The organism is Streptomyces sp. NPDC029159, assembly GCF_055564055.1.
In genome coordinates, this window is sequence record NZ_JBVHWT010000012.1 from 177,852 (window position 1) to 202,440 (window position 24,589).

The window sequence follows — 24,589 nt, forward strand, 5'->3', positions numbered from 1 at the left end:
CCGCGGTCCGCCGGCAGTTGTCCACAGGCTCCGACGGCGTCCGCGCGCGGGAGGTAGCGTCGGGGCGTCATGCGGAACGAGGGGGTGGGGGCGGTGCGTCGAGGCGCGCTGATGCTGGTCACGGGGTGGTTGGCGGTACTGCTGAGCGGCGCCCCGGCGGTGGCGCAGCCATCGTCCGCGGCTTCCGGGGCCACGGCGTCCGGGGCCACGGCTCCCGGTCGACCGGCCGCCGGGCACGCCGCCTTGGCCCGCGCGGCCGGGGCGACCGCCGTCGAGGCCGCCGCCGACGCCCCGCCCACCGCCTCCGGCCCGGGCGCCACCCGCAGCCGACAGGCGTACATCGCCGCGCAACTGCGCCGCGATCCGGTGTACATCAGCGACCAGCTGCCGCGCGAAGCGCCCCGCTCCAGCGCCCCGGTCTTCGCCGCCCAGGCCGCGCGGATCCGGGTACCCGTCTACGTCATGGTCCTGCCCGACGAGGCGCTGGGCTCCGACGGCGGCGGATTCCTAGCCGGCGTCCACGACCGGCTCGGCCGCAAAGGTCTGTACGTCGCGCTGAGCGGGCCCGGAATGCCCGAGGTGCAGACATACGGCGTGGAGCTGCCCGGCGCCCGGGACGCGGCCACCGCCACGCTCTACGAGATGCCGTACGACGCGACGGCCCGCGAACTCTTCCAGCACTTCGTCGACGTCCTCCGCTCGGGGCGGGCCCATGAACGCGCCGAGGCGGGCCGTACCGCGTCCGAGCACGGCGCCGAGGTGCCGCGGCTGCACCCCGACCCCGTCGACCGGGAGAACCAGAGCTTCGTCACGGGCATCGCGGTCGCCGGTATTCCGCTCTCCGTCGTGCTGCTGGGCCTCTACATACGCCGTCGGCTCCGGCTGCGCCGGGGGCGCGGCGGGGCACCGCTCCCGGGCCCGCGCACCGCTCCCTCCCTCCGTAAAGCCGGCGACGCGCCGGACAAGAAGGCCGAGGAGGGGACGGCGCAGGGCGGCGCGGCGAACGGAAGGCGCAAGGGCACCGCCGCCTCGCCCGGACGCTTGGCCGGGTTGCGGCGTCCGCCGCGGGCCGTGACGGCGCTGCTGGTCGTGGCGGTGGTTCTCGCGGGCGGGCTCGCCGTCACCGCCGCGCGCCTCTTCGACGACCGCTCCTACAGCGACGACGCCATCCCGACCCCGGCCGACCTGCGCGCCCGCATCGAGCGGGTGGCCGCGGGGCTACGCCACGACCCGCTCTACACCGACCCGGAGAGCGAGCCGGTCCTCACCTCAGCCGAGCGCACCCGGATCCACGAACGCCTCGCCGCGCTCCCCCTCCCGGTGCTGGTTGTCGCGGTCCCCAGCCTCAGCGACGACGAATCGGGCGGCGATGACGACATCTTCGCCAAGACGCTCCACCAACGCCTCCACCGCGACGCGCTGTTCGTCCTCGCCGACCCGCTGTCGGACACCCTCTCCGTCATCAACCACGGCGCGCCCATCAACGCGTACGCCCTGCCGGACAGCCTCTTCACGCTCCCCGAGCGGGACGACACCCGCACCCTCGGCGACCGGCTCGACGCGGTGCTCCGCGAAGTCGCCCGCGCCCCGCGGGACTCGTCGCTCACCCACTCGTACGACCCCGGGGCCGCGGACGACCCGGTCGCGGAGAAGGTGCTGCCCAGTGTGTTCGCGGCGGATTTCGCGCCGGGGCTGATGATCGGCGCGTTCCTCGCGGCGCTGCTGCTCGGACTGGTGGCGACGGTACGGGCCCTGGTCGCCGCGGTCCTGCGGCGCCGGACGGCCGACGGCGGGTCCTCGGGCGACGCCCCGGTCCCGGTCGAGGCGCCGGCCGAGCCGTCCCTCACCTGGCTGCGGCGCACCGCCCGGCAGGAGGTCGACGCCCTCACCGCCGCGCTGGACGCCCACGCCTCCCTGCCGGAGCCGGCGCACCGCCGGGCCTGGGAGTGCCTGGACGCCGCCGCCCTGCTCATCGACGGTGACGGCGACGGCCGGGTCGACGCGGACGCCACCCCCGCCTCCCTGGCGTGCGCCGTCGCACTGGCCCGCGCCGGACGGGCGGCCGTCGCGGAGCGCGCCGCGCCGGAGCGGCTGTGCCACCGCAATCCGCTGCACGGCCCGGCGCACGGCACCCGGCGTATCGCTCCGGTGGGCGGCGGCCGCCCCCGGTCGCTGCCGGTCTGCAAGCGGTGCCGCGCCGTCCCGGCGCCGGTGCTGCGGCTGGGTCCGGCGGCGGACAGCGGCCGGGCGGAGCGCGTGCCCTACCCCGAGCTGCCCGGGCCGCTGGCCTCGCTCACCACCGGCACCTGGATCGATCAACTCACCCGCGACGTACGGGAGTACTTCGGTGTTCACTGACCTCCACCCCCGCCGCCCGCGCCGCGCCGGGGCCCGCCGCCGGATGCCTGCCGTGGCCGCCGCCGCGGTCTCGGCGCTGGCCCTGGTGTGGTGTACCGCGTCGCCGGGGGCCGCCGCCGGGAGCCCGGGGCAGAAGATCGCCGATGCGCTGCGCCGCTCCCCCGTCTACGTCGATCCGTCGCTGGACTCGGCGGTCGGCGCGGCCGACCGGAAGCGGCTGGCCGAGCAGATCCGCCGGACGCAGCTGCCGATCCGGGTGGTGCTGGTGCCGCTGGTCGAGGGCGACAGCTGGGGCGGCGATCCCGCACAGCTCGCGGAGGTGGTCCACGACCGGCTGGGCAGCGATCCGTCGATCGTGATCACGCTCGGCGAGTTCCATGACGACATCGCCGCCCGCGAATGGCCCAACGACGCGCATCAGGCGCAGCACGCCGCGGCGGCCGTCTTCCACCAGGACGACATGAAGGGCGCGGGGCCGGCCCGCCGCATCGAGCGGGCCATCGACATCATCGCGGCGGGCGACGGCGACAAGGAGTACGAGAAGGCCACCGCCGACCTCAACTCCCCCTCCTCCTCGGCCGGTCCGGAGGAATCCGCGTCCGCGAAGCCCTCGGCCGCCGCGAAGTCCTCCGGCTCCCCCGTGATCCGGGCGCTCACGCTGGTGGCCGGGCCGTTGCTGCTGCTCGGCGCGGTGGGGCTGCTGTGGCGGCGGCGTGCCCGGGTGCGGGATCTGGACACGCCGTTCGCCTTGCCGCGTTCCGTCTTCGCCGCCGCCCGGCGGGCAGACGAGGCGGAGCTGCGCGACCGCGCCGCGGAGGAAGTGGTGCGGCTGGGCGAGGAGGCGCGCGCCGCGCAGGGCGATCCGCAGGCCGTCGAGCGGGCCCTCGATGCGTACTCCGCGGCCGGTTCGGTGCTGGACCGGGCGCGGGGGCTGCCGGATCTTGCAGGCGTGTTCGCGCTGATAGCCGAGGGCCGCGCGGCGCTCGGCCCCGAGGACGCCGCGCTGCCCCTGTGCTTCTTCCACCCGCTGCACGGACCGGCCGCCCGCGTCCTGCCGTGGCGCCCGCTCGGCCGCCGCGAGGAGTTGCGGGTCGCGGCCTGTGAAACCTGTATCCGCGCGATACGGTCCCGCCGGGCGCCCGAGGTCCTCACCGACCGGGAGGACGACCGCCCGGTGCCGTACTTCGAGGTGGACGCCGCACGCAGCCTCTGGGCCGCCACCGGTTACGGCTCCCTCACCTCCGGGGAGCCCGACGATTCCCTCACCGCGCGCGTCCGACGCGGCGACTTCACCCGCACGTTGGACGCCTCCTAGCGCGGCGGCGGGCGCCCGGTCCAAAGACGCACCCCATCCCACCAACGCCGATCCGGCCCAACAGGCGGTACGGCCCGAGGGCTTGCTGCTCGTCCGAGAGCAAGGGGTCCATCGCGGGCCTTCACATCTGTCGGGAGATACGGGGAACACCTCGCGCGGGCGCTCCCGCAGGCTCCCCACGCGGACGACGGCCGACGCGGCACGGCACGGCACGGCAGTGCATCGTCACGTCGGCCGAAATCCGGTACCTTCCGGCTCTCCCGACGAGGCGGGCGCGGGCCCCGGGCCGGGCGCGTACGCACCCGTGGGGCGCCGGTCCGGCCGTACGCCTTCCGCCCACCTGCTGGCGCCCCGGCCCGGGCATCGCGCCAGGGCAACGGGCAGCGCACACCGGCGAACGCGCCCCGCCAAAGCCCGACGGCCACCCGTCGGCCCGCCGGCCGGCCCTCCGACCACGAAGCATCAGCCGACCGCGGCTCATGCCCGGGCAGGCATGAGCACCCGTCACCCGGCCCCGCTCACCCCGGTATCGCGGCCCGCAGGAACGGCTCGACGGCGCGCTGCCAGGCGTCGGGGTGTTCCCAGGGCAGCAGATGGCCCGCGTCGGGTATTTCGGCGTAGCTGCCGCCCGGGAGGACGCGGACCATCTCCTGTGCCTCGGCGCGGCCCAACTCACCGTCCTGGCCCCGGACGACGAGGGCGGGGCAGCGGACCTCGGCCAGCTCCTCCCAGTGGGCCTCGGTCACCCAGGTCTCGCGGATGGCGAGCATCTGGCGGCGGGAGAAGACCGGGCGCCAGCCGTCGGCGCGCTCGGCCATCACCTCGGCGAAGAACGCCCCGCGCGCCGGGCGGGGGCGCTCCAGCGACGGGTCCTCCTCGCCGAACCAGCGGCGGACGTCCGCGAGGGTGGCGAAGGGCAGCGGCCAGGTGGCGAACCAGTCGGCCCATTCGCGCTGCGAGGCGGCGCCCAGCGCGGACGCCCGCATGTCGCAGATGACCACCGCGCCGACCAGGTCGGGGCGGCGGGCGGCGAGCTGCCAGGCGGTCAGCGCGCCCATGGCGTGGCCGATGACGGTCACCGGCGCGAGGCCGAGCTGCTCGATGGCGGCTATCGCGTCCTCGACGTAGGAGGCGCGGTCGAAGGGGCCGTCGGCGGGCTTCTCACTGCGACCGTGGCCCCGCTGGTCGAGGGCGACGGCGCGGTGGCGCGCGCCGAGCCAGCGGGCGGTGTCGGCCCAATGGGACGCGCGCCCCATCAGGCCGTGGAGCAGCAGGACGCCGGGGCGCCGCTCGCCGTCCTCCGGCCCGCCGTCGCCCTTGGGCGGGTCGGTGAATTCCCAGGCCGCGAGCCGTACCCCGCCGGACCCCGTCACCTCGATGCGCCGCACCATGTGCCCTGGCACCCCCACTCGTCCCTTGACCCACTCCACACTATCGAATCTTCATTCGAATACGGCGGTCTCGTGCGGAAGTCCCCTCGTTCGGGTGACAGTGCGTAGGGATAGCCGGGGATCCGCACGGGGAGACAGCTACCGGGGGACGGACCCCGCCGGACCGGGGGTCCGTCATGCGGGACCTTGAGAGCTCGGGGCTCCAGGTCCTGACGGGGGAGCTGGGGGAGGCGGGGCCCCGGATGCTCGCAGCGCCGGGGCCCCGAGGCATCGCAGGGCCTGCGCCGCGTCGCCGGACGCCGTGGTCCGCAGGTTCTGCGCCCCGCCGCCGAGCGCCGCGTTCGGTCCGGTTCCGCTGCCCCCACCGCGCCTCCTCCCCCGGAAGCCGCCGTCCACGGCTCCCCCGCACCACTCCACACCGGGCCGCCGCAGCCCGGACCGGGCTCGTCCGCATGCCGGTCGGCACCACGGCGAGCATCCGTGTGGGCGCCAAGGGTGACACGTCCCCGGCCGTTCCGCACCGGTTCGCGCAATTCCTCATCCCGTGCCCGCCCCTCCGGGGAGGCGCCACGGAGCCCGGCTCGCGGCCTTCTCCGCAGCTCAGGGGGTGAAACGGCCGACGAAACGGCCACCAGGGGAGAACGGCGGAGGAAACGGGGCCCGACCGGGCGGCGGCGCTCCACCGCGACGGCCGGCCACCGGCTCCGCACACACCGACGCCCCGTGCCGGTGCGGCACGGGGCGCAGGTCGGCCGCCGGACGCGGCGGTGGAACCGCGTGTCCGGCGCGGCGGGTCAGCGCTTCGCGACGAACACGTGCGCGGCGATCTCCGACTCCAGCTCCGCCGCCTCGCCGCTGCTGCCGACGAGGACACCGGCGGGCGCCTCGGTCACGCTGACGACCGCGCCCGGCTGAACCCCGGCGCGCCGCAGGGTGTACATCAGCTGGGCGTCGGCCTGGATGGGCTCGCCGATGCGGCGGACCACGACGGTCTTGCCGTCCGGACCGGCGTCCAGCTCGGTGAGGCTGACCATGCCGTTCTCCAGGAACGGGTCGACCTCCGCCTTCTCGCCCAGCTCCGCCAGGCCCGGGATGGGGTTGCCGTACGGCGACTCCGTCGGGTGGCGCAGCAGCTCGACGACGCGGCGCTCGACCGCCTCGCTCATCACGTGCTCCCAGCGGCACGCCTCGGCGTGCACCTGCTCCCACTCCAGCCCGATGACGTCGACGAGCAGGCACTCGGCGAGGCGGTGCTTGCGCATCACGCGCGTCGCCAGCCGGCGGCCCTCCTCCGTCAGCTCCAGGTGGCGGTCGCCCGCGACGGAGAGCAGGCCGTCGCGCTCCATGCGCGCCACGGTCTGGCTGACCGTGGGGCCGCTCTGTTCGAGCCGCTCCGCGATCCGGGCGCGCATCGGGACCACACCTTCCTCTTCGAGTTCGAGGATGGTGCGGAGATACATCTCCGTGGTGTCGATCAGTCCGGACATGCGTGCCCCTAGCTGTGTCGTGCGGGTGGCCCTGGATTCAATTCTGACGCATCCCACCGACAACGGCGCCGCCTGAGCCCACGGCGGTCGCCGCCCGGGGACGCACACAAGCCGTCCAGGGTCTGTCACCTCAGCCGTATTGACAGCGCACTGGTCCAGACCGCAACGTGATCCGCGCCACGGACGCCCGCCGTCCGGTGCGTCCGCACCCGGGCCGGGGCGGGGGAATCCATGAGCTGCGACGAGGGAGAGCGCGGGAATGGCTGAGAGCGACCGGCTTGCCGGGCAGTACTTCGATGCCGCGATCGAGCTGCTGCGGCAGGCTCGCGACGACGGGGGTCCCGCCGTCACCGCCGCCGGACGGCTGATCGCCGACACCGTCGAGGCGGGCGGGCGGGTCTTCTCCTTCGGCGCCGGGCACTCCTCGCTGCCCGCGCAGGACACCGTCTACCGGGCGGGCGGCCTCGCGATCATGAACCTGCTGTCGGTGCCGGGGGTGGTGGGCGTGGACGTCCGGCCCGCGACGCTCGGCAGTGCGCTGGAGCGGGTGGACGGGCTGGCCGCCGCGGTGCTGGACACCAGCCCGCTGCGGGCCGGGGACGTGCTGGTGATCATCTCGCTCTCCGGGCGGAACGCGCTGCCCGTCGAGATGGCGATGAACGCCCGGGCGCTCGGCATAAAGGTCATCGGCCTGACCTCGGTCGCCTACGCGGACGCCACCGCGTCCCGGCACGTCTCGGGCACCTACCTCAAGGACCACTGCGATCTGGTGCTCGACAGCCGCATCCCGGTGGGCGACGCGGAGTTGCGGCTCCCCGGGAGCGGTGCGCCGTTCGCGCCCGCCTCCACGGTCGTCACCAGCGCGATCATGCAGGCGGTGGTGGCGACGGCCGCCGGGGTGCTGGCCGAGCGGGGCATCGAACCGCCGCTGCTGCGCTCCGGCAACGTCGACGGCGGCCACGAGTGGAACGGCCGGGTGATGCGGGAGTACGCGGACCGGATCTTCTACCGGCAGTGAGCCGGGGACGGCCCGTCCCCGGCGGCGGGCCGCCACCGGGTGCAGGAACCGTTCAGCCCTCGCTCCGGCCGTCGGACGCCGCCGCCAGGTCCAGGGCGGCGGCGATCCGGGCGGCGACCTCCTCCGCGTAGGCGGCGTCGGCGCGGTCGAAGGGGCGGCGGGCCGGGGTGCGCAGGAAGGTGGCGACGCCGAGGGTGCGGGCGCGGCTGCGCAGCACCACGCAGAGCCCGTGGACCGTGCCGTCCGGCCACCGGCGGGCCGCCGCCCAGCCGTCCTCGCCGCTCGCGCCCACGCTCGTGCGCACCGAGCCGCCGCGCGCGCATGCCTGCCTGGCCGGGTGTCCGGCGGCGTACGCGACGGGGACGGCGGACGGCTGCGGCGCCGCGCAGGGGCCGGGGGATCCGGCGGGCGAGGCGAGGGCCCGCCGCAGCCGGACGGGGGCGCCGTCCCGCGCCTCGTCCTCCTGGGCCGGCCCCGGGCCGGGCGCGACGAGGTCGACGAGGGCGTGGTCGGCGAAGCCCGCCAGCGCGTAGTCGAGGTGGACGGCGGCGGCCTCCCGCGGGTCGGGGCAGTCGGCGGCCGCGCGGCTCGCGCGGTGCAGCTGCTGGGTGCGGAAGCGGAGCAGCGCGCCGTCCTGTTCGGCCTGTTTGGCGTCGGTGACGTCCTGGAAGAGCCAGGCGACGCCGAGCGGGGCCGGCTCCTCGGAGAGCGGGGAGGCGAGGCGGACGAAGCCGCTGCGCCAGCAGCGGCGGGGGCGTTCGGCGTCGGGGGCGCGGAGCGTCACCCACAGGTCGCCCAGCCCGGGCGGCTCGCCCTCCGCGAGGACGTGCTGGAGCACCGCCTCCACCTCCTCGGCGCCCTGGTCGAGCAGGTCGCCGAGGGGGCGGCCGAGGAGGGCGTCGCGGCCGGATTCCAGGGCGCGGGCGGCGGGGGTGTTGACGACGGCGGGCCGCAGGTCGGCGTCGACGAGGAGGACGCACCAGGGGGCGTCGTCGCAGAGCGCCTCGCTCAGGGCGAGGGAGCGCTCCAGGCCGATCTGGGCGTGGACGGCGGTGAAGACGCAGTAGACACCGGCGGCCCGGCCGTCGGGGCCGGGGACGGCGGAGGTCTGGCCGCGGACCAGGACGCGGCGGCCGTCCTTGGTGAGCAGGGCGTAGTCGTGCACCTGAGGGCCGGGGGCGTGCAGGGCGGCGAGGAGGGCGGACCCGGTGGCGTCCGCGTCCTCGTCGCGGACCGCCCAGCCGGTCAGCCCGCGGCGGCCGACGGCCTCGGCGGCGGGCCACCCGAGGAGCTGTTCGGCCTCGTGGTTCCAGTGGGTGACCGTGCCGTCCGCGGCGAGGGCGAGGAGCGCGGTGTCCATGCCGTCGAGGAGGGCGGCGAGCAGTCCGGTGTCGTCGGCGGAGCCGGGCGGCGCGGCGGCCGTGGCCGGGGTGTGTTCCGCCGAGGAACCGTACGAAGCGGAGCCGTACGAAGCGGTCACTGGAACCCCCTACGACGCGGTGGCGCGTGCTGGACCTGGGCACATTCAACTCGAACGTGACGCAGCACACACCCCCTTCGCGGAAATCCCGGGCCCGTTCGCGCGGTCGGACCGCCCCGGACGACGCGGGCGCCCCGGGGGCCGCAGCCGCCCCGCACGTCGCGGGAAATTAATTCGCTTGTACGGGTCCGGGCGCGTTCCTAGGCTGGTGCGCACACGAGAAGGGAGGTGGTTCGGCCAATGATTTCTCACCGGACGCGTGAGGTGGCTGCGGCCTAGGGCCGTCGCTTCACACCCAGTGCAGTGCCGGCCCGCGCATACTGCAGATGCGTCACCGGCCAATTCCCAGCAGTCACCCGACCCGTGGGCCCCGGTCCGTCCGACCGGCCACCGCGCCACCCGGCGCGGCGGAAGCGGCCCACGGGTCGTCTGCGTTTTCCGGGCCCTTCGCGGGGCCCTTTTCGCTGCCCGGCAAAACGCGCGGGCCCACCGCGCCCCGACCCCCGGACCGTTCGCCGTTTCCGGGGGTCAGGGGCGCCGGGCTCACGGTGCGAGGCGCTCCACGGTCCAGCCGGTGGTGGCGCGGACGTAGCGGAGGCGGTCGTGGAGGCGGTTCTCGCGGCCCTGCCAGAACTCGACGGTTTCGGGCGTGACGCGGTAGCCGCCCCAGTGCGGCGGTGCGGGGACCTGCTCGCCCTCGGGGTAGCGGGCCGCCAACGCGTCGTAGGCGCCTTCCAGTTCGGCGCGGGAGGCGATCGGGGCGGACTGGTCGCTGGCCCAGGCGCCGAGTTGGGAGCCGTGCGGGCGGGAGCGGAAGTAGGCGGCGGTCTCGTCGCGGCCGATGCGGGCGGCGGTGCCGGTGACGATGACCTGACGGGCCAGCGGGTGCCAGGGGAAGAGCAGCGCCAGGTGCGGGTTCTCGGCGAGGTCGCGGCCCTTGCGGCTGGTGTAGTTGGTGAAGAACACGAAGCCGCGGTCGTCGAACGCCTTCAGCAGCACCGTCCGTGAGCTGGGGCGGCCCGCGGCGTCGGCGGTCGAGACGACCATGGCGTTGGGCTCGTGGATCCCGGACGCGGCGGCTTCCTTGAACCAGCGCGCGAACTGTGCGTACGGCTCGGCCGCCAGCTCGGTCTCGGTCAGCCCTTCGGCGCGGTATTGGGCGCGCATCGACGAGGGGTCGAGGGTTTCGTGGGCATCGGGGGAAGGCGCGTCGGCGGAGTGCACGGCCTCATCTTGCAGCATCGGTCCGTGCGGGGGCAGGGCGTGGGCCGGGAAGTCTGCCCGTCGTCGCCCGCGCGTAACCCTCTCGTAGGCGAATCGACCAGTGTGCCGGACGTCACGCTTCCTTGCAGGTGGGGAAAGCGCCAAACTTGCGGGTCGGTGCTGTGTGGACTTCGTACATCGGCGACCATCGTGACCGGACCGGCGGGCACCCGCCGTCCCTCGCCGGGGCCGCGCGTCCCGTGGGCCACACGGCGCACCACCCGAACCGCGCCCGAGGGCCGTCCACCCCGGGCAGGGAATCGCGTCACCATGCCTTAGCGAGGCATCCGGTGACCGGCGCGGACCGCGAGCTGCCGGGCGCAGCCGCGGAACCGTTCCGGCGCCGCACACCGAGCCGACCACGGCAACCGGTCACCGACCGTGGGCCGTCCGTACCTTGAGGAGTCGCCAGATGTCCGCATTCGTACCAGGACTTGAGGGTGTCGTCGCGTTCGAGACGGAGATCGCCGAACCGGACAAGGAAGGCGGCGCGCTGCGCTACCGCGGCGTCGACATCGAAGACCTCGTCGGCAGCGTGTCGTTCGGCAAGGTGTGGGGGCTGCTGGTGGACGGGGCGTTCGACCCGGGGCTGCCGCCGGCCGAGCCGTTCCCGATCCCGGTGCACTCCGGGGACATCCGCGTCGATGTGCAGTCGGCGCTGTCGATGCTGGCGCCGGTGTGGGGGCTCAAACCGCTGCTGGACATCGACGAGCGGACGGCGCGCGACGATCTGGCGCGCGCCGCGGTGATGGCGCTGTCGTACGTGGCGCAGTCGGCGCGCGGGCAGGGGCTGCCGATGGTGCCGCAGCGGGAGATCGACAAGGCGGAGACCGTCGTGGAGCGGTTCATGCGGCGCTGGCGCGGGGAGCCGGACCCCAAGCATGTCGCGGCGGTGGACGCGTACTGGACGTCGGCGGCGGAGCACGGCATGAACGCGTCGACGTTCACCGCCCGGGTCATCGCCTCGACCGGCGCGGATGTGGCGGCGGCGCTGTCCGGGGCGGTCGGCGCGATGTCGGGGCCGCTGCACGGCGGGGCGCCGTCGCGGGTGCTCGGCATGATCGAGGAGATCGAGCGGACCGGCGACGCGGCGGCGTACGTCCGCAAGACCCTGGACAAGGGTGAGCGGCTGATGGGCTTCGGGCACCGCGTCTACCGGGCCGAGGACCCGCGGGCGCGGGTGCTGCGGCGGACCGCGAAGGAGCTGGGCGCGCCCCGCTTCGAGGTGGCCGAGGCGCTGGAGAAGGCGGCGCTGGAGGAGCTGCACAACCGGCGTCCGGACCGGGTGCTGGCGACGAACGTGGAGTTCTGGGCGGCGATCACGCTGGACTTCGCCGAGGTCCCGGCGCACATGTTCACCTCGATGTTCACCTGCGCCCGTACGGCCGGGTGGAGCGCGCACATCCTGGAGCAGAAGCGGACCGGGCGGCTGGTGCGGCCGTCGGCCCGGTACGTGGGTCCGGCGGCGCGGGACCCGCGGGAGATCTCCGGGTTCGACACGGCGGCGCACTGAGGCCGACGGGCCGCACACCGGGGCGCCGCCCGGTGTGCGGCCCGTCCGCCGCGGACATCCGCCTCAGCCCAGCGCCTCGTCCAGCAGTCCGGCCCACTGGTCGACGACGCGTTCCCGGCGGGGCGAGTCGTCGCTGAGCAGGGTGGCCAGGCCCAGGCCGCGGGCCATGTCCAGGAGGCCCTGGACGGTTTCGCGGACGCCGGGGACGGACTCGTCGACGCCGAGCAGGTCGACGGCGGTGCGGTGGCACTCCCGGCCGACCCGCGCCTCCAGTTCGGTGACGCGGGTGCGCAGCTGGTCCTCGTACGAAGCGGCGACCCAGAGGTGGAGGGCGGCGCGGAAGAGCGGGCCGGTGTAGAGGTCGACGACGGCGGCGACGACGGCGCGGCGGTCGGTGGCGGCGCCGTCGGTCGCCGGGAAGAGGTCGCGCAGCGCCTGCGAGCGCTCCTCGGCGACATGCTCGACGGCGGCGGTGAACAGGTCCTCGCGGGTGGGGAAATGGTGCTGGGCGGCGCCGCGGGAGACCCCGGCGCGTTCGGCGACGACGGCGACGGTGGAGCCCGCCCAGCCGTGTTCGGCCAGGCAGGCCACCGCCGCCTCCAGCAGGCCGCGGCGGGTGGCCCGGCTGCGTTCCTGCTGGGGTGCCTTGGCGGCGCGGGTGGTGTTCAGCGTGCCCATCGCGGGGCCCTCCGCTCCAGGAAGGCGGTCATGCCCTCGTGCGCCTCGGCGGAGGCGAAGAGCCGCGCGGACTCGGTGGCCAGCCGCTCGGTGTCGCGGTCGAAGGTGCCCAGCACCTCGGCGGTGACCAGCGCCTTCGAGGCGGCCAGGCCCTGCGGGGAGCCCTGGCGGAGCCCGTCGAGTATGGGGGCGAGGGCGGTGTCGACGTCGTCGGCGGCGACGGTGACCAGGCCGATGCGGGCGGCCTCGGCGGCGTCGAACCGTTCGCCGGTGAGGTAGTAGCGGCCGGCCGCGCGCGGATCGAGGCGGGGCAGCAGCGGCATCGAGATGACGGCCGGGGCGAGTCCGAGGCGCGCCTCCGTGAAGGCGAAGGTGGCGCCGGGCCCGGCCACCGCTATGTCGCAGGCGCCGAGCAGCCCGGTGCCCCCGGCGCGGACGTGCCCGGTGACGCGGGCGACGACCGGCTTGGGCAGCTCCACGATCGCGCGCAGCAGCCGGGCCAGGCCCAGGGGCGCGTCGGTGGGCGCGCCGCCGGTCGCCTCGGTGAGGTCGGCGCCGGCGCAGAAGGTGGTGCCGGTGTGGGTGAGGACGACGGCGCGCACGGCGTCGTCGGCGGCGGCCGCGGCGAGCGCGGCGTGGAGTGCGCCGACGAGGCGGGTGGAGAGCGCGTTGCGGTTGCGCGGGGAGTCCAGGGTGAGGGTGGTGACGCCCCGGTCGTGGGCGGTGCGCACGGACGGAGCGGCGTCGTCCGGGGCGGCGGCGGCTGGCGTGGTGTCGGTCATCGGGCCGTGGAACTCCTTTCCCTGGCGCGGAGTTCGCGACGCAGGATCTTGCCGGTCACCGCGCGCGGCACCGTGTCGGTGAACTCCACGCGGCGCACCCGCTTGTACGGGGCGACTCGTCCGGCAACGTACGTGAGAACGTCGTCGGCGCGCAGGGCGGCCCCCGGGCGGCGGACGACGTACGCCTTGGGGATCTCGTTGCCCTCGGGGTCGGTGACGCCGATGACGGCGGCGTCGGCGATGTCGTCGTGGGCGAGGAGCAGCGCCTCCAGATCGGCGGGGGCGACCTGGTAACCCTTGTACTTGATCAGCTCCTTGACGCGGTCGACGACGTAGAGCCAGCCGTCGGCGTCCATCCGGCCGATGTCGCCGGTGTGCAGCCAGCCGTCGGCGTCGATCATGGCGTCGGTGGCCTCGGGGCGGCCGAGGTAGCCCTTCATCACCTGCGGGCCGCGCACCACGATCTCGCCGTCCTCGCCGGGCGGCAGGTCCTCGCCGGTGGCGAGCGACACCAGCCGCATCTCGGTGCCGGGCAGCAGCCGTCCGACGGTGCCGGCCGGGGCGTCCGCGCCCGGCGGCACGAGGTGGCTGGCGGGCGAGAGTTCGGTCATGCCGTACGCCTGGAGGACGGAGGTCAGGCCCAGGCGGCGGGCGCAGGCGTCGGCGAGCCGGGCGTCCAGCGGGGCGGCGGCGCAGACCAGGTACTTCAGGGACGAGAGGTCGTAGCGGTCCACCAGGGGGTGTTTGGCGAGGGCGAGGACCATCGGGGGCGCGGCGTAGACGGCGGTGATGCGGTACCGCTGGATCGTGTCGAGAAACCGCTCCAGGTCGAAGCGGGGCAGGACGACGACGGTGGCGCCGGTGCGCAGCGGGGCGTTCATCAGGGCGGTGAGGCCGTACATGTGGAAGAACGGCAGCACGGCGAGGATGCGGTCGTCGGGGCCGCCGGTGAGGAACGCGTCGAGCTGGGCGAGGTTGGTGGCGACCGAGCGGTGGGTGAGCATCACGCCCTTGGGGGAGCCGGTGGTGCCGGAGGAGTACGGCAGGACGGCGAGGTCGGCGGCGGGGTCGAGGGCGATGTCCGGTTCCGGGGCGCCGGTGTCGGCGAGGTCGAGGACGGAGCGGTGGCCGTCGGCGCGGTCGCAGACCAGGATCTCGACGACGTGTCCGGCACGCCGGGCGGCGTCCCGGGCGGTGTCGAGGAGGGCGGCGACGGTGACGATGCGGCGCGCCCCGGAGTCGGCGAGCTGCCCGGCGAACTCCTCGGCGGTGGCGAGCGGGTGGACGGTGGTGACGGACGCGCCGCAGCGCCAGGCGGCGTAGCAGACGACGGGGAAGAGCACGCTGTTCGGGCTGTGCAGGGCGAGCACGTCGCCCTTGGCGAGGCCGGCCGCGGCGAGTCCGGCGGCGAGGCGGCGGCTGAGGTGGTCGAGGCGGGCGTAGCCGAGGGTGGTGCCGTCGGTGGCGTCGATCAGCGCGGGGTGGTCGCCGCGGGCGGCGGCGCCGGCCAGGACGTAGGAGTGGACCGGCTCGGTGACGGGGGCGAGCGGGGGGTGGTCGCTGTGGAAGATGCGGGATGCCTGGGTTGTCATGCCGGAAATTCCTTCCGTGGCGGAGCGCGACGCGGGGCGCGGGGGCGCTGCCGCGCCGTGCTCGGGGAGGGTGGTCCTGCGGTCCCCCGATCGCTGCCGCCTCAGTACGACTTGGGGAGGCCCAGCGTCTGGTGGGAGATGTAGTTCAGGATCATCTCTCGGCTGACGGGGGCGATCCGCGCGACGCGGGCGGCGGTGACGAGGGACGCGAGTCCGTATTCGTGGGTGAGGCCGTTGCCGCCGAGGGTGTGGACGGCCTGGTCGACCGCGCGGACGGCGGCCTCACCCGCGGCGTACTTCGCCATGTTGGCAGCTTCTCCGGCGCCGATGTCGTCGCCCGCGTCGTAGAGCTGGGCGGCCTTCTGCATCATCAGGCGGGCGCATTCGAGGTCGATATGGGCCTGGGCGAGCGGGTGGGCGATGGCCTGGTGGGCGCCGATCGGGTCCTTCCAGACCTGCCGGGTGCGGGCGTAATCGACGGCACGTTCGAGGGCGTAGCGGCCCATGCCGAGGGCGAACGCGGCGGTCATGATGCGTTCGGGGTTGAGTCCGGCGAAGAGTTGGAGGAGTCCGGCGTCCTCGTCGCCGACGAGTGCGTCGGCGGGCAGCCGGACGTCGTCGAGGACCAGCTCGAACTGCTTCTCCGGGGCGGCGAGTTCCATCGGGATGGGGCTGCGGCCGAAGCCGGGGGCGTCGCGCGGGACGAGGAAGAGGCAGGGCTTGAGGCGGCCGGTGCGGGCGTCCTCGGTGCGGCCGACGATGAGGGTCGCCTCGGCGATGTCGACACCGGAGACGAAGACCTTGCGGCCGGTGAGTATCCAGTCCGAGCCGTCGCGCCGCGCGGTGGTGGTGATCCGGTGGGAGTTGGAGCCGGCGTCCGGTTCGGTGATGCCGAAGGCCATGGTGCGGCTGCCGTCGGCGAGCCCCGGCAGCCAGGCGCGTTTCTGCTCCTCGGTGCCGAAGCGGGCGATGACGGTGCCGCAGATGGCCGGGGAGACCACCATCATCAGCAGCGGGCACCCCGCGGCACCCAACTCTTCGAGGACGAGGGAGAGTTCGACGATGCCGCCGCCTCCGCCGCCGTACTCCTCGGGGAGGTTGACGCCGAGGTAGCCGAGTCCGGCGGCCTCCGCCCAGAGTTCGTCGGTGTGGCGCCCCTCGGCGACGACGCGGGTGAAGTACTCCCGGCCGTACCGCTTGCCGAGCGCCGCGACGGCGGCGCGCAGATCACGCTGTTCCTCGGTCTCGATCACGGAGTTGCGCAGGGCGGTGCTCATGAGGGCTCCCTCTGTGCGGTGGGTGAGACGGGTGAGCTGGGTGAGGCGTGGGGTGTACGGGGGCGGGGCCCGGCCGTCGGCGACCCGGCCGGGTGCGGGCCTGCGCCGGGGCCCGGGCGCGGGCGCGGCGGGCGTCAGTCGCCCACCACCGCCAGCAGCGCGCCGACCTCCACCTGCGTGCCGACGCGCACCGGCAGGCTGGTCAGCGTGCCCGCGGCGGGGGCGGTGACGGTGTGCTCCATCTTCATCGCCTCCAGCCAGAGCAGCGGCGCCCCGGCCTCGACCCGGTCGCCCTCGGCGAGTCCGGTGGCGAGGCGGACGACGGTGCCGGGCATCGGGGCGAGCAGCGAGCCGGGTTCGGTGCGGTCGGCGGGGTCGGGGAAGCGGGGCAGTGCGGTGAAGGCGTGGCCGCCGGTGGCGGTGTCCACATGGACCCGGTCGCCGTAGCGGGCCACCGCGAACTCCCGCCGCAGCCCGTCCACGTCGAGGACGACGCCGTCCGCCGTGTGCGCCAGCAGCCGTACGCCGGGGAAGTCCTCGGCGTGCAGCGCGCCGCGCACCAGCCGGTAGCGGATCTCGTACGTCTCCCCGTCGGCGGCGTACGTCTTGACCTGCGGCCGGGAGGGGAGGTTGCGGAAGCCGCCGAAGCGGGAGCGGCCGTGGGCGTCGGCGAGGGCGGCGGCCAGTGCGGCGAGCCGGGCACGGGCCTCGTACGCGGCGTCGTGGCCGGTCAGTTCGGTGAGGTGGCGGTCGTAGAAGCCGGTGTCGAGGCCGTCGGTGGTGGTGAAGGCGGGGTGGCGCAGGGAGCGGACCAGCAGGTCGCGGTTGGTGACCGGACCGTGGACGCGGGTGCGTTCGAGGGCATGGGCGAGGCGGCGGACGGCCTCGGCGCGGGTCGGGGCCCAGGCGATGACCTTGGCGAGCATCGGATCGTAGTGCGCGGTGATCACGGAGCCGTCGGTGACGCCGGAGTCGAGGCGGACGGAGCCGGGGACGGCGAGGCGGTGCAGCGGGCCGGTGCCGGGCCGCCAGTCGGCCGCCGGGTCCTCGGCGTAGAACCGCGCCTCGACGGCGTGGCCGCGCGGCAGCGGCGGGGCGGCGTCCAGCGGGCGCCCCTCGGCGACGGAGAGTTGAAGGGCGACGAGGTCGAGGCGGTAGATCTCCTCGGTGACGGGGTGCTCGACCTGGAGGCGGGTGTTCATCTCCAGGAAGTGGGCCCGGCCGTCGGCGGTGACCAGGAATTCGACGGTGCCGGCGCCGCGGTAGCCGATGGCGCGGGCGGCGCGGGCGGCGGCCTCGTGCAGCGTGGTGCGCAGCCCCTCGGGGAGCCCGGGGGCGGGCGCCTCCTCGATGACCTTCTGGTGGCGGCGCTGGAGGGAGCAGTCGCGGGTGCCGAGCGTCCAGACGCCGCCGTGCGCGTCGGCGAGGATCTGCACCTCGATGTGGCGGCCACCGGTGACGTACGGCTCGACGAAGACCTCGCCGTCCCCGAACGCGGCGGCGGCCTCGGCCCGCGCGGCAGCCAGCTCTCCGTCGAGTGCGGAGAGTTCGGTGACGATCCGCATCCCGCGACCGCCGCCACCGGATGCGGCCTTGACCAGCAGCGGGAGGTCGGCGGCGGTGGCGGCCGCGGGGTCGACGGGCGCGAGCAGCGGGACCCCGGCCGCCGCCATCAGCTCCTTGGCGCGGGTCTTGGACGCCATCGCCTCGATCGCCTCGGGCGGCGGGCCGATCCAGGTCAGCCCGGCGTCGGTGACGGCGGTGGCGAAGGCGGCGTTCTCGGAGAGGAAGCCGTAGCCGGGGTGGACGGCGTCGGCACCGGCGGCCAGCGCGGCTTTCACGATCAGGTCGCCGCGGAGATAGGTGTCGGCGGGGGCGTCGCCCGGCAGCCGGACGGCGGTGTCGGCCTCGCGGACGTGCGGGGCGTCGGCGTCCGCGTCGGAGTACACGGCGACGGTGGCGAGGCCCCGCTCCCGGCAGGTGCGGAAGACCCGGCGGGCGATCTCCCCGCGGTTGGCGACAAGAACACCCGAAAGAGTGAGTGGTGAACGCGTCGTTGGTGTCATTGCTGCCTCACATCCGAAAGACGCCGAAGCCGCCGCGTGCGCCCTCGACGGGCGCGGTGTGCACGGCGGACAGGCACAGGCCGAGAACGGTGCGGGTGTCGCGGGGGTCGATGACGCCGTCGTCGTAGAGCCGCCCGGAGAGGAAGAGCGGCAGCGACTCCGACTCGATCTGCTGCTCGACCATCGCCCGCAGCCCGGCGTCCGCCTCGTCGTCGTACGGCTGCCCCTTCGCGGCGGCGGAGGCGCGGGCAACAATCGACAGGACCCCTGCCAGTTGCTGCGGGCCCATCACGGCGGATTTGGCGGTGGGCCAGCTGAAGAGGAAGCGGGGGTCGTAGGCGCGGCCGCACATGCCGTAGTGGCCGGCGCCGTAGGAGGCGCCCATCAGGACGGAGAGGTGCGGGACCTTCGAGTTGGAGACCGCGTTGATCATCATCGCGCCGTGTTTGATGATCCCGCCCTGCTCGTACTCCTTGCCGACCATGTAGCCGGTGGTGTTGTGCAGGAAAAGCAGCGGGATGTCGCGCTGGTTGGCCAACTGGATGAACTGCGCGGCCTTCTGGGACTCCTCGCTGAAGAGCACCCCGCGGGCGTTGGCGAGGATGCCGACGGGATAGCCGTGCAGCCTGGCCCAACCGCAGGTCAGGCTGGTGCCGTAGAGCGGTTTGAAGGCGTCGAAGTCGGAGCCGTCGACGATCCGGGCGATCACCTCGCCGGGGTCGAAGGGCGCCTTGAGGTCGCCGGGGACGATGCCGAGCAGCTCCTCGGCGTCGTACTCCGGCGGCGGTGCGGGCGCCGGATCGGGGTGCGCCTTGCGCCAGTTGAGCCGGGCGACGACCCGGCGGGCCTGGCGCAGCGCGTCCGGTTCGTCGAGCGCGAGGTGGTCGGCGAGCCCGGAGGTGCGGGCGTGCATCTCGGCGCCGCCCAGCGATTCGTCGTCGCTTTCCTCGCCGGTGGCCATCTTGACCAGCGGCGGCCCGCCGAGGAAGACCTTGGCGCGCTCCTTGACCATGATCACGTGGTCGGACATCCCGGGGACGTACGCACCGCCCGCGGTGGAGTTGCCGAAGACCACCGCGACGGTCGGGATCCCGGCGGCGGAGAGGCGGGTGAGGTCCTTGAAGAGCGCCCCGCCCGGGATGAAGATCTCCTTCTGACTGGGCAGATCGGCGCCGCCGGATTCGACGAGCGAGATCACCGGCAGCCGGTTGGCGTACGCGATCTCGTTGGCCCGCAGCGCCTTCTTCAGCGTCCAGGGGTTGGAGGCGCCGCCGCGCACCGTCGGGTCGTTGGCGGTGATCAGGCACTCCACGCCCTCGACCACGCCGATACCGGTGACCAGCGCGGCGCCGGTCGCGTAGTCGCTCCCCCAGGCGGCGAGCGGCGACAGCTCCAGGAACGGGGTGTCCGCATCGAGCAGCAGCTCGATGCGTTCGCGGGCGGGCAGCTTGCCGCGCTTGCGGTGGCGGGCGAGGTACTTCTCGCCGCCGCCCGCCAGCGCCTGCCCGTGGGCCTCCTCGACCTCCGCGAGCTTCGCCAGCATCTCCGTACGCCGCTGCGTGTACGTCTCGTCCGCGGTGTCGAGCGCGGTGGGCAGAACAGTCACAGCAATGCCTCCGGTATCTCCAGGTGCCGGGAGCGCAGCCACTCCCCCACCGCCTTGGCCTGCGGGTCGAAACGCGCCTGCGCGGCGACGCCCTCCCCCAGCAGCCCCTCGACCACGAAATTCACCGACCGGAGACCGGGCAGCAGATGCCGGTCCACCATCAACTCGGCTGTTTCCGGCAGGAGTTCGCGGAATTTCTCCACGGTCAGCGTGTGCGCGAGCCACCGCCAGGCCGCATCCGTCCGGGCCCATACGCCGACGTTGGCGGAGCCGCCCTTGTCGCCGCTGCGGGCGCCGCAGACCGCGCCGAGCGGGGCGCGGCGGACCGGCAGCCCGGCGGCGAGCGGTTCCGGCAGCTCCGGGTCGGGCAGCCGGACCAACTCCCGGGTGGCCGCGGGCGGCGCGACCGGGTGCCGGGTCCCGTCGGGCAGCACCGCCGTGTGCGCCACCTCCGTGCGCGCCACCGCTGCCGCCTCGAAGACGCCGTACGGGGCGCCCTTGCCGGGCGGTGCGGTGAGGTGGAAGCCGGGGTAGCTGCCCAGCGCCAGTTCGACGGCGGCGCCGCTGACCGCCCGGCCGACGGCCGCCTCGTCCCGGTCGCGGACGACGAGCCGCAGCAGCGCGCTCGCCTCCTCCTGGACCGCCGCGTCGGCGTGGTCGGTGCGCGCCAGCGTCCACCGCACCTCGGCGGGGCGGACCTCCGCCGCGTCGAGAGCGGCCGCCAACTGCTCCCGGACCAGCGCCGCCTTCGCCTCGATCGCCGGCCCGGTCAGGACGAACGTGACCTCGTTGCGCCAGCCGCCGAGCCGGGTCAGCCCCGCCTTCAGCGCGGGCGGCGGCGCCTCGCCGCGCACCCCGTCGATCCGCACCCGGTCGGGCCCGTCCTGGCGCAGCCGGACGGTGTCGAGCCGGGCGGTGACGTCCGGTCCGGCGTAGCGGGCGCCGTCGGTCTCGTAGAGGAGTTGGGCGGTGACGGTGCCGGTGGTGACGGCGCCGCCGGTGCCGGGGTGTTTGGTGATCACGGAGCTGCCGTCGGCGGCGATCTCGGCGAGCGGGAAGCCGGGGCGGCGCACGTCGTGCTCGCCGAAGAAGCTGTAGTTGCCGCCGGTGGCCTGGGTACCGCACTCCAGGACGTGCCCGGCGACGACCGCCCCGGCCAGCGCGTCCAGGTCGTCCGGGCCCCAGCCGAAGTGGGCCACCGCGGCGCCGCTGACCAGCGCGGCGTCGGTGACCCGCCCGGTGACCACCACCTCCGCCCCGGCCCGCAGACACGCCGCGATGCCGTCGCCGCCGAGGTAGGCGTTGGCGGTGAGCACGCCGTCGCCCCAGCGGGCGCGGTCGCCGGTGGCCAGCAGGTCGTCGCCCTCGACATGGGCGACCCGTACGGGCACGCCGACCCGGTCCGCCACCTCCCGTACGGCGTCGGCGAGTCCGGCCGGATTCAGTCCCCCGGCGTTGGTGACGATCTTGACGCCGCGCTCGGCGGCGAGCCCGAGGCCGTCCTCCAGTTGCCGCAGGAAGGTCTTCGCGTAGCCGCGCCGGGGGTCCTTGAGCCGGTCGCGGCCGAGGATCAGCATGGTCAGCTCGGCGAGGTAGTCGCCGGTCAGGACGTCCAACGGGCCGCCGGTGAGCATTTCGCGCAGCGCGTCGAAGCGGTCGCCGTAGAAGCCGGAGGCGTTGCCGATCCGCAGCGTCCCGCCGCTCATCCGGCCGCTCCCCCGCCGGTGCCGGACGGCGGCCGGCCCGGTCCCGGCGGGCCCGCGAACGCCTGGGCGATGTCCAGCCAGTGGTCGGCGTCGGCGCCTTCGGCGCACAGGCTCGGCAGATCGTCGCGGTGCGCCCGCTGCGTGACCAGCAGGCAGAACTCCAGCGCGTCGCCGGTGATCCGCTGCCCGGCGCCTTGTGGTCCGTACGCCCACACCGTCCCGTCGGGCGCCCGCAGTTCGACGCGGAACTCCTCGTCCGGTAGCGGGAGTTGGCGCGCCGCGTAGGCGAAGTTCCGGGCCCGGACGCCGATCCGGGCGACGTGCCGCAGCCGGACGGTGGGCGTCCGGACGACACCGAGCGCATCGGCGACATCCTGGCCGTGCGCCCAGGTCTCCATCAGCCGCCCGGTGGCCATCGACGCGACGCTCATCGGCGGCCCGAACCACGGCAGCTTCACCCCGTCCGGCACCGCCCGCAACGCCCTGAGCAGCGCCGCACGCCCGGCCCGCCAGCCGGCGAGCAGCACGGCGGGCTCCTGCCGCGCGCCCTCCTCCGCGCCCTCGTCGACGAAGGTGTCCGGCGCCGCGAGGGCGTACTCGACGGCGCGCGCGAAGGCGTCCGGGTCGGTGGCGGCGGCGAGCGCCTGCCGGTCGGTCCAGGCGAGGTGGGCGATCTGGTGCGCGATGTTCCAGCCGGGGGCGGGCGTCGGCTCCGCCCACCGCCCGGCCGGCAACGCGGCGACCAGCGCGTCCAGCTCCTCGCTCTCGTCCCTGAGATCCGCCAGTACGGCGCCGGGATCGGCCACGCGACACTCCCTCCCCGGCCCGCCGTGGACGGACCCGGATCAGCTGCCCTGCCTGCGTTCTGTGTGCGGTGTGCGATGTGCTCATGGTGACGTGCTGACTGCTACGTGCTCCGCGTACGCGCCCGGGGAGCGCTCGGGCCGCCCGTTCGCGGCGGGCCCCCGGGGCGCGGTCCGAGCGTGGCAGCCCTCAGAGAAACAATCAAGCACGCCTGCATGATTTTTGGCCGCGGTGGGGCGGGCGCTCCGGAGCATGCAGGGGGCTCGGAGACGGCGACGGGGCGCGAGCCCTCAGGCCCGCGCCCCGCACCTCGTCGAAGACCGGCTCAGCCGCGCCCGTCTCCCGCGCTCCGTACCGCGCCCACGCTCGCGATCACGACCAGGCCGATGGCGACGGCCTCCGCCCAGCCCAGCGCCTGGTGGAGGACGAGGAACCCGGCGGTCGCCGCGGCGGCCGGCTCCAGGCTCATCATCACGGCGAAGCCGGAGGCCGGGAGCTTGCGCAGGGCGAGGAGTTCGAGGGTGTACGGCAGCACCGACGACATCAGGGCGACGGCGGCGCCCAGCCCGATGGTGACCGGATCGAGCAGCGCGCGCCCGGCGGTCGCGATACCCAGCGGCAGGCTGAGCAGCGCCGCGACGGTCATCGCCAGCGCCAGCCCGTCGGCCTGCGGGAAGCGCTGCCCGGCCCGCGCCGACAGCAGGATGTACGCGGCCCACAGCCCGCCCGCGGCCAGCGCACACGCGGCTCCGCCGAGGTTCAGCCCGTCGAAGCCCTCGCGCCCCAGCAGCACCACGCCGCCCAGGGCCAGCGCCGCCCACAGCAGGCTCAGCACCCGCCGGGAGGTGGCGACCGACAGGATCAGCGGGCCCAGGAACTCCAGGGTGACCGCGGCGCCCAGCGGGATGCGGTCGATCGCCTGGTAGAAGAGGGAGTTCATACCGGCCAGGGCGACGCCGAAGCCGATGACGGTGGCCCAGTCGCCGCGCCCGTAGCCGCGCAGCTTCGGACGGCAGGCGATCAGCAGCACCAGCGACGCCACCACCAGCCGCAGCGTGACGACGCCCAGCGCCCCGGCGCGCGGGAAGAGCAGCACCGCGACCGACGAGCCGAACTGCAGCGAGACGATCCCGCCCATCACCAGCGCCACCGAGACGAGCCGGCCGCGCCCGCCCGCACCGCCGCCCGCCGCCTCGGCCGCGGCGACCTCCGGGGAGGGCGGGACGGGATGCGGCCCGCCCGCCGGGTCGGGGCGCGACGCGGCGGAGGGTGCGGAGGCGGGCGCGGCGGCGCCGTCGGGACCGGGCGACGAGGAGTTCACGGCACCACGCTAAGGCCCGCCGATCCGGTCCGTGAAATGCCGTTTTTCCTGTTGTTATGCTCCGCGCGTATGAGCATCGAGCTGCGTCACCTCCGCTGCTTCCTCGCCATCGCCGACACCCTCAGCGTCACCCGCGCCGCCGAACGGCTCCATCTGACACAGCCCGCCGTCTCCCGCACCCTGCGCCAACTGGAGCAGGAGCTGGGCGTCCGCCTCGTCGACCGCTCCACCCACCATCTGGCGCTCACCGCCGAGGGGCTGCGCTTCCGCGATCAGGCGGCGCTCGCGACCGCCGCCTTCGACCGGGCGCTGGCCCTCGGCCGCGGCGCCGCCTGGCCGCTGCGGCTGGGCCACGCCTGGTCGGCGGCGGGCCCGTACACCCCGCGGCTGCTGCGCCGCTGGCACCAGGAGCATCCGGAGACGCCGCTGGAGCTGCTGCGGATCGACGACCGTACGGCGGGGCTGGCCCGCGGCGACGTGGACGCGGCGCTGCTGCGCGGCGAGGTCCGCACGCCGGGGCTCGTCACCGAACTGCTGCTCACCGAGGAGCGGGTGGCGGGCCTCGCCGCCGATGATCCGCTCGCCGCCCGCCCGCACCTCTCCCTCGCCGACCTCGCGGACCGCACCCTCGCCCTGAACACCGTCTCCGGCACCACCACCCTCGACCTGTGGCCCCCGCACGCCCGGCCCGCGTCCACGGTGACCATCGGCAACACCGACGACTGGCTGGCCGCGATCACCGGTGGCCGGGCGGTCGGCGTCACGACCACCGCGACCGCCCGGATGCACCCGCTGCCGACCATGGCGTACGTCCCGCTGACCGACGCCCCGCCGGTCCCGGTGGTCCTCGCCCGGCGCGACGAGCCGGGGCATCCGGCGCTGGCGGATCTGCGGCGGCTGGCGCGGGAGGTGCTGCGGGAGGGGTGACCCGC

18 protein-coding genes are annotated in these 24,589 nt (G+C 75.0%); 5 read left to right on the forward strand and 13 right to left on the reverse strand.

Annotated features, from left to right (window positions below):
• The first annotated feature begins 69 nt into the window (after positions 1-69).
• The gene (locus tag ACZ4U4_RS23045) at positions 70-2,358 is read left to right on the forward strand and encodes a hypothetical protein (RefSeq protein WP_467877384.1); all 2,289 of its coding nucleotides are present in this window, start codon (positions 70-72) and stop codon (positions 2,356-2,358) included.
• Complete coding sequence (locus tag ACZ4U4_RS23050) at positions 2,348-3,673, forward strand: hypothetical protein (RefSeq protein ID WP_467877387.1); 1,326 nt, start codon at positions 2,348-2,350, stop codon at positions 3,671-3,673. Before ACZ4U4_RS23045 ends, ACZ4U4_RS23050 begins: the two co-directional genes overlap by 11 nt.
• A gap of 518 nt (positions 3,674-4,191) precedes the next feature.
• Here ACZ4U4_RS23050 and ACZ4U4_RS23055 read toward each other — a convergent pair.
• A complete protein-coding gene (locus ACZ4U4_RS23055; RefSeq protein ID WP_467877390.1) occupies positions 4,192-5,064 on the reverse strand; it encodes an alpha/beta fold hydrolase in 873 nt (290 codons plus the stop codon).
• Between the two features lie 794 nt (positions 5,065-5,858).
• Complete coding sequence (locus tag ACZ4U4_RS23060) at positions 5,859-6,551, reverse strand: metal-dependent transcriptional regulator (RefSeq protein ID WP_467877393.1); 693 nt, start codon at positions 6,549-6,551, stop codon at positions 5,859-5,861.
• 259 nt (positions 6,552-6,810) lie between these two features.
• Here ACZ4U4_RS23060 and ACZ4U4_RS23065 point away from each other — a divergent pair, with 259 nt between their 5' ends.
• Entirely contained in the window at positions 6,811-7,569 is a 759-nt protein-coding gene (locus ACZ4U4_RS23065) for an SIS domain-containing protein (RefSeq protein ID WP_467877396.1), read from the forward strand.
• A 52-nt stretch (positions 7,570-7,621) separates the two neighbouring features.
• Here the strand turns inward: ACZ4U4_RS23065 and ACZ4U4_RS23070 are convergent, their stop codons facing one another.
• Positions 7,622-9,049 (reverse strand): PAS domain-containing protein, encoded by a 1,428-nt coding sequence (locus ACZ4U4_RS23070; protein WP_467877398.1) that lies wholly within the window; start codon positions 9,047-9,049, stop codon positions 7,622-7,624.
• A 543-nt stretch (positions 9,050-9,592) separates the two neighbouring features.
• Positions 9,593-10,291, reverse strand: a complete 699-nt coding sequence (pdxH, locus tag ACZ4U4_RS23075) for a pyridoxamine 5'-phosphate oxidase (RefSeq protein ID WP_467877400.1) — start codon at positions 10,289-10,291, stop codon at positions 9,593-9,595.
• A gap of 433 nt (positions 10,292-10,724) precedes the next feature.
• Here pdxH and ACZ4U4_RS23080 point away from each other — a divergent pair, with 433 nt between their 5' ends.
• The gene (locus ACZ4U4_RS23080) at positions 10,725-11,825 is read left to right on the forward strand and encodes a citrate synthase 2 (RefSeq protein ID WP_467877402.1); all 1,101 of its coding nucleotides are present in this window, start codon (positions 10,725-10,727) and stop codon (positions 11,823-11,825) included.
• Between the two features lie 63 nt (positions 11,826-11,888).
• Here ACZ4U4_RS23080 and ACZ4U4_RS23085 read toward each other — a convergent pair whose 3' ends face one another.
• The 9 genes from ACZ4U4_RS23085 to ACZ4U4_RS23125 all read right to left on the reverse strand — a co-directional run bounded on the left by ACZ4U4_RS23085 (position 11,889) and on the right by ACZ4U4_RS23125 (position 23,657).
• On the reverse strand, positions 11,889-12,503 hold the full coding sequence (locus tag ACZ4U4_RS23085; RefSeq protein ID WP_467877404.1) for a TetR/AcrR family transcriptional regulator: 615 nt from the start codon (positions 12,501-12,503) through the stop codon (positions 11,889-11,891).
• Entirely contained in the window at positions 12,491-13,285 is a 795-nt protein-coding gene (locus ACZ4U4_RS23090; protein ID WP_467877407.1) for an enoyl-CoA hydratase family protein, read from the reverse strand. The genes ACZ4U4_RS23085 and ACZ4U4_RS23090 overlap by 13 nt, the downstream gene beginning before the upstream one ends.
• On the reverse strand, positions 13,282-14,877 hold the full coding sequence (locus ACZ4U4_RS23095) for a 4-coumarate--CoA ligase family protein (RefSeq protein ID WP_467877410.1): 1,596 nt from the start codon (positions 14,875-14,877) through the stop codon (positions 13,282-13,284). Before ACZ4U4_RS23095 ends, ACZ4U4_RS23090 begins: the two co-directional genes overlap by 4 nt.
• Positions 14,878-14,978: 101 nt before the next feature.
• The gene (locus ACZ4U4_RS23100; protein WP_467877412.1) at positions 14,979-16,154 is read right to left on the reverse strand and encodes an acyl-CoA dehydrogenase family protein; all 1,176 of its coding nucleotides are present in this window, start codon (positions 16,152-16,154) and stop codon (positions 14,979-14,981) included.
• A 134-nt stretch (positions 16,155-16,288) separates the two neighbouring features.
• Positions 16,289-18,220 carry an acetyl/propionyl/methylcrotonyl-CoA carboxylase subunit alpha gene (locus ACZ4U4_RS23105; protein WP_467877414.1) on the reverse strand — a complete coding sequence of 644 codons (1,932 nt, stop codon included), beginning with the start codon at positions 18,218-18,220 and terminating at the stop codon, positions 16,289-16,291.
• 7 nt (positions 18,221-18,227) lie between these two features.
• Complete coding sequence (locus ACZ4U4_RS23110) at positions 18,228-19,826, reverse strand: acyl-CoA carboxylase subunit beta (RefSeq protein ID WP_467877417.1); 1,599 nt, start codon at positions 19,824-19,826, stop codon at positions 18,228-18,230.
• Positions 19,823-21,532 (reverse strand): acyclic terpene utilization AtuA family protein, encoded by a 1,710-nt coding sequence (locus ACZ4U4_RS23115; protein WP_467877420.1) that lies wholly within the window; start codon positions 21,530-21,532, stop codon positions 19,823-19,825. The genes ACZ4U4_RS23110 and ACZ4U4_RS23115 overlap by 4 nt, the downstream gene beginning before the upstream one ends.
• Positions 21,529-22,338 carry a TIGR03084 family metal-binding protein gene (locus ACZ4U4_RS23120; RefSeq protein ID WP_467877423.1) on the reverse strand — a complete coding sequence of 270 codons (810 nt, stop codon included), beginning with the start codon at positions 22,336-22,338 and terminating at the stop codon, positions 21,529-21,531. The genes ACZ4U4_RS23115 and ACZ4U4_RS23120 overlap by 4 nt, the downstream gene beginning before the upstream one ends.
• Before the next feature lie 323 nt (positions 22,339-22,661).
• Positions 22,662-23,657, reverse strand: a complete 996-nt coding sequence (locus ACZ4U4_RS23125; RefSeq protein WP_467877426.1) for an EamA family transporter — start codon at positions 23,655-23,657, stop codon at positions 22,662-22,664.
• Positions 23,658-23,726: 69 nt separating this feature from the next.
• On the opposite strand from ACZ4U4_RS23125, the gene ACZ4U4_RS23130 reads away from it, so the two are divergent.
• Entirely contained in the window at positions 23,727-24,584 is an 858-nt protein-coding gene (locus ACZ4U4_RS23130) for a LysR family transcriptional regulator (protein ID WP_467877429.1), read from the forward strand.
• Positions 24,585-24,589: the final 5 nt, after the last annotated feature.